Annotated in this window: 3 protein-coding genes and 1 pseudogene; all 4 read right to left on the bottom strand. The window is 44.0% G+C overall.

Annotated features, from left to right (window positions below; genetic code table 11):
* Positions 1-333: pseudogene (locus tag VNZ46_RS00925) on the bottom strand (hypothetical protein); the annotation flags it as partial.
* 8 nt (positions 334-341) lie between these two features.
* Positions 342-1,367, bottom strand: a complete 1,026-nt coding sequence (locus VNZ46_RS00920) for an isoaspartyl peptidase/L-asparaginase (protein ID WP_325558182.1) — start codon at positions 1,365-1,367, stop codon at positions 342-344.
* A gap of 10 nt (positions 1,368-1,377) precedes the next feature.
* Positions 1,378-2,778: a RagB/SusD family nutrient uptake outer membrane protein gene (locus VNZ46_RS00915; protein WP_325558181.1), complete on the bottom strand. Its 1,401-nt coding sequence runs from the start codon at positions 2,776-2,778 to the stop codon at positions 1,378-1,380.
* A 10-nt stretch (positions 2,779-2,788) separates the two neighbouring features.
* Positions 2,789-6,098, bottom strand: a 3,310-nt coding sequence (locus tag VNZ46_RS00910; RefSeq protein WP_325558180.1) for a SusC/RagA family TonB-linked outer membrane protein, incomplete at its 5' end; no start/stop codon positions are given.

The raw sequence follows: 6,098 nt of genomic DNA, 5'->3' as shown, positions 1-6,098 counted from the left end.
TTTTAAAGAATCCAGCCACTGCTTATTATTGACCGTAGAGGCATCAAAATTGAGGCAACCGATGGCATTAACGGAGGCTGCAGACAGCTGTTTGGAAATAGATTTAAAAGAAGCTTCGGGCTCCCCGCTCGACATAGGGAGCACGACGATATAGTCCTTCTCCTTTAACCCCGCTGTTTTAATCAGGGTTTGAACCAGTTCTGCCGAACGAAGGCCACCACCTATTATAAAAAGATTACCTTTAGCTGCAGCGCCAGACTGAGCCCAGCCTTTTGCGCCAACAAACAACAATAGCATGGCCAGGATAAACGGCCTGAAAATTTTATAACTCATCTGTCTGTTCATTTATAGATCTGGATTTCTATTTTACCCTCTGCAGTTACTGTTCCCCTGTACATTCCTTCAGTATTAAATGGCATGGCTACATTCCCCTTTCTGTCCATAGCAATCAATCCACCATCTCCTCCCATTTTCCCAACTTTGTCCAGCACAGCCTTTGATGCATCTGATACAGACATTTTTTTATACTCCATCATCGCTGAGATATCGTGAGCAACCACGTTGCGGATATAGAATTCTCCCCAGCCTGTACAGGAGATCCCTGCGGTTTCGTTATTGGCATAAGTCCCGGCGCCAATGATCGGAGAATCTCCAACCCGGCCATACTTCTTATTCGTCATTCCTCCGGTAGAGGTACCCGCAGCCAGATTCCCCATATGGTCAAGTGCCACAGCCCCTACCGTTCCAAATTTATAATCTCTGTTGATGGTTCCCAGTTTCATAGATTTTTTGCTTCCATGATCGAGTACCGCTTTTGCAGAATCTTCTTTAATAGCTTCCTGCAATCCTTTCCAGCGCTCTTCAGTAAAGAAATATTTAGGGTCAACAATCGTCAGTCCGGCTTGTTTTGCAAAGGCTTCCGCTCCGGGGCCAACCATCATCACATGTTCAGATTTTTCCATCACTGCTCTTGCTGCGCTAATCGGATTCCGGATCACGGTAACTCCAGCAACCGCGCCAGCCATCAGGGTTTTACCATCCATGATCGCTGCATCCATTTCGTTTCTGCCATCATGTGTAAAAACGGCACCTTTGCCTGCATTAAACAAAGGAGAATCTTCTAAGACATGAATTGCAGCTTCTACTGCATCCAAACTGGTCTTGCCAGCTTTGATCTGTTCATAGCCTTTTTGAAGCGCCAGGGTCAAAGCAGCCGTATAAGCGGCTTCTTTTTCGGGCGTCATGTTCTTTTTAAGGATCGTGCCTGCGCCACCATGGATCACCATCACATATTTTTGTTGGGCATAAGTAGTCAGGCCCGCACATAACAGTAGTACTGCAAAACAATAACCGAATTTCAATTTCATATTCTTTAGTTTAATACAATGGGTTCTGGATCATATTGGAATTGGCCCTGATTTCTGCATTAGGGATTGGATAAACATATTCTTTAGTCCCTGGCGATAAAGTCACCGCACCAAGCGCGTTGGTCGCGTCGGCAGGCTCTCTGGTCACCGGCAAATTATTACGTCTCAAATCAAAGAAACGGTGCCCTTCAAAAGGGAGTTCTTTATACCTTTCCAGTAAAATGGCATTCAGCAGAACCGTTTTATCCGAATAATTAACCGCGGTATAGCCCTCGATACGAGCAGAACGCAAAGCATTTAAATCGGCAGCCCCAAGATCAAGGCTATTTTTCTGTGCATAAGCTTCTGCACGGATCAGGTACATCTCCCCTGTTCTGTACAACTTAATATCTGTTAAGTTTGGCAGACCAGAACTGCCTGAAAGATATTTATTAACCATATAATTGGATTTACCAACCCCACGGGTATTGTCAAATTTGATATAGGCCCGGTAACGTACATCATTAGTTTTGTCATAGGTATTGATCAGTTCAAAAGCAGGCGCATACAAAACGATATTCTTAATATCATAATAAAAATCACCCAGACGTTCCGAATCACTTTCTACCCTTTTAAGTTTCCAGATCACCTCGTCATTGTTCGCGTCCGTCCAGATACCTGTAAACGTGCCGCTGCTGGCAAGCGGAGCCGAATTAATCACTTCTGTACTGTATTTTACAGCATCATCCCAGTTTTTCTCATATAAGGCTACACGTGCCTGAATGGCTGAAATGGCTTGCAAGGTGATTCTTGTATTGTCTGTAAACGAGGGCGGAATCAGTGATTTTGCAGCGAGCAGATCCGCCTTAATCTTGGCCACTGTTTCTCCAAAACTCAATCTGGAAGGCTTAGAGACCACAGAGGTTTCCATATAGGGAACGCCCATTGCCGAAGTTTCATATTTAGAGGCAAAATTCCGAAGCAATTCAAAATGGCTATAGGCCCGTAAAGCCAGAAGTTCTCCTTTGTATTGGTTCTTGATCCCCGCATCTGCGGCCTTAGAACTCACTTTATCCACATAATTCAAAACGCGGTTAACCCGATCTATAGTGATATAACCATATGCCCATCCTGCAGTGATCGTTCCGCTGCTGCCATCGTACTGCCAACGGTAAGTGGCCACACCACGACCGGTACTGTTTTCTCCAGGCAGGGTACACTCATCGGAAGTTAAAGATACATTGGTTATGGTTGTGCCATTAAGTGAAGCATAAGCACCCAGCAAGCCACTGTTCAAGTCCGCTACAGTCTGATAAGCTTTGGCATCGTCAATAGTATCCGTGGGCTGGATATCCAGCTCCTTACTGCAGGAAGACATCACAAAACCAATCAAAAGTGCGGTGTAAAGAAAGAATTTATTATTGTTTAACATGATCGCAGGATTAGAAATTAACATTTAAACCAAGGGTATATGTTCTGGAATTCGGGTAATCAAACATGGCCTCGCCATTACTATCCTCCGGATCAAAGCCCTTCCATTTTGTCCAGGTCAGCAAATTACTACCCTGAACAAATATGCTCACTCCACTGATAAATTTAGTACGGGAAAGCAAGGATTTCGGAAACGCATAACTTAAGTTTACATTTCTGAGCCTGATATAAGAGGCATCCTGAATATCTTTTGATGAAAAGCTCCTTTTGGCATCAAATCTTGGCAACAAGGCTTGATCACCTGGTTTTTCCCACCTGTCGTACAACATTCTAACCGACTGGTTACTGGTTGCAAAACTTGGGTTTTCATTGTAATAATCTTCATTATTATAACGGTACACATGATTTGCGAAACTGAACAAGGCTGTTAATGAAAGTCCTTTATAATTTAGCATAGTATTAAAGCCTCCGGTAAAAGGCGGATAAAGCGACCCAAACTGAGCTACACTCATCGTGGTTGCGTTGTAATCAGTTGTTTTAACACCTTCCTTGGTGTAATATAAAGGATTTCCCGTCTGAGGATCAACACCTCCCCATTTGGGCGCATATTGCGAACCAAATGGCAAGCCTACTTGTACAAATTCGGAATCGTGCAGTTCAAAACCCTCCGATCCGCCCAGAGAGGTTACCCGGTTTTGGTTGTAAGCGAAATTAACGCCAACATTCCATTTCAGATCCGTATTGCGGATCACATCTACTTTAAAGTCAACTTCGACCCCTCTGTTGCGCATCGAACCAGCATTCAGGTTCAATACATCCACACCCGAAGTCAGGGATACAGGAAGATCCAGGAACAGGTTCTTGGTCACCTTGCTGTATACATCTGTGGTCAAATGAATACGGTTGCTCCAGATATCCAGGTCAAAGCCGGCGTTAAAATCCTTAGCATACTCCCAGTCGTAGTTTGCATTTCCATAGGCATAAGGATAAATCCCGCTGTTTCCTCCATAAGTCGTGGTAGAATAGGTAGACAAGTACGTGAAATTACCAGGAAAAGGGCTGGCTGTGGTTCCGTAACTTATCCTGAACCGCAAGTCATTGATCAACTCATTTGAAGCCAGGAAGTTTTCTTTCTTCATATTCCACGCTGCACCCAGAGAATAAAATCCATGCCATCTGTTTTTGGCAGGTAAAGTAGAAGAACCGTCATAGCGGTAGCTGGCATTTAAAGTATACCGGTCGTCAAAGGTATATCTTCCCAAAGCGATATAGGAGATCAACGCATTTCTGGTACGACCTCCGTTAAATTCGGGGATAAAATTATTGTCAGACGTCCCGGGAGTGGCCCCAGCAGGTGTTCCCTGTAAACGTGGATCTATACCATATGCCTTGTAGCCGAAATTACGGTAATGTTGTTTGGTAATTTCATAGAGCGCTGTCAGTTCGAAATTGTGTTTGTCTATTGTTTTTTGATAAGTTAATCCGGAGGTAGAGATCATGGAAAAATTCCGTATTAAGCCTTCTCCAAAACTTCCCTTTTCCCCATTTTCGTTCGATCCGGAATAGGAATCCGGATTAACTGAATTTTCTGTAGTCGTTTCTCTGAAATCTATTCCCAGCCTGGTCTTCGCCGTCAGCTCTGGAGTGATCTTATAATTTAAAGAGGCACTCAATAAGGTTTTGTACTGGTTGTCCTTACTTGTGGTGTTCAACATCCTTTCCAATGCATTACTCCCTTCCCGCTGATCATAGATTTCGTACTGGTCTTCATTTCCATAATGTACTAATGTTCCGTCTGAAGCATATGGATTTTCATAAGGCAATGCATAAAAAAGAGCCGCCAGAGGATTGACACCTCTGCTCGAGCCTTCCCGTTCTATAAAGCTGGACTCAGAATACCCCAAACTGGTATTGATACTTCCGGAAAACTTACCTGCATTAAAATCTACGTTATTTCTCAAAGAATAGCGCTGAAGTCCTGATCTCACGGCAATTCCATCTTGTTTATAATAATTCAGGGAACTGTAAAACCGTACATTTTCATTTCCACCACTGGCATCTACCTGCTGTTCCATGAATTTACCGGTGCGAAAAAAGATGTCTTTCCAATTGGTGTTGATCTTACCAATGCTGTCCAGAATAAAATCGGCACGTTGTTTTTCAGCCGTTGTTTTCCCGGCATAATCTGGATTGTTCTTAGAAAACGTCCATCCTGGTCCAATGTCAGATCCTGTTTCCCGGCCAACTTCCTCTTCAAACTGCAGGCGCTGCATGGTATTCATCATGTTAAACTTTGGCGAGGTCAGCTTGGAAATCCCGTACTGGGACTTGTAATTGAACTGAACTTTCCCGGATTTCCCCTTTTTAGTTGTGATGACAATCACACCATTTGCGCCCTTAGAACCATATTGCGCTTTAGAGGTTGCATCTTTCAAAACTGTCACGGATTCAAAATCAGAAGGATTTAAGGTCTGAAAATAATCGGCTTCTATGGGTACCCCATCCACAATATATAGTGGAGAAGTGGTTCCATTAATGGTACCCACCCCCCTTAAGATCACCGTAGCACTTGTACCGGGCTGCCCGGAACCAGAAGACACCTGTAAGCCAGGTACCCGGCCCTGCAAAATCTGATCAAAGGTAGATAAAGGCACCTGACTCATTTCTTTTCCTGTAACCAGGGAAGAAGAAGAAGCCGATTGTTCCTTCTTGTAATTGGTATATCCGGTCACCGTTACTTCCTGCAGGCTTTGACTGTCGGTTTTAAGGATCACATCAATCACCTTTCTGCCCCCAATTTGTTGTACCTGTCGGGTATAGCCAATAAAAGAAAATTCCAGACTCGCCGCCGCATCGGCTACACGTATGGAATATTGACCATTTACATCTGTAGCCACGGCCACAGCAGAGCCGGAAACTTTTACCGAAACTCCAGGCAAAGGCAGGCCGGTTTCGTCTACTACTTTTCCGGTGATCACCGCATCTTTTTTCTCCTGATTCACTGTTGGATAAATGACCACGAGGTTGCTTTCCTTTAAACTATACGTAAGCCTGGTATCCTTCAAGATCTGGCCCAGTGCCTCCTCTAGCGAAACCTCTCTCACATCCAGTGAAGTCTTGTTATTGATGGCTTCGGTATTATTGCTGTACACAAAACGATACTCTGTTTGCTTTTCTATCGCTTTGAGCAAGACTTTAACACTTGTCCCCTTAGCTTTTAAGGTAATCTTCTGCTGGGCAAATCCGGCACCAGAAACCTGCATACACAAGAAGAGCAGCATACAGCCTGTGATTTTCATACTTAGCCATATCCTGCTGTTT

The sequence above is a fragment of the Pedobacter sp. genome (assembly GCF_035566355.1).
In the GTDB taxonomy this organism is placed as follows: Bacteria; Bacteroidota; Bacteroidia; order Sphingobacteriales; family Sphingobacteriaceae; genus Pedobacter.
Note: the sequence above shows the minus strand (reverse complement) of the source record. Positions and strands in the feature narration are given on the sequence as shown.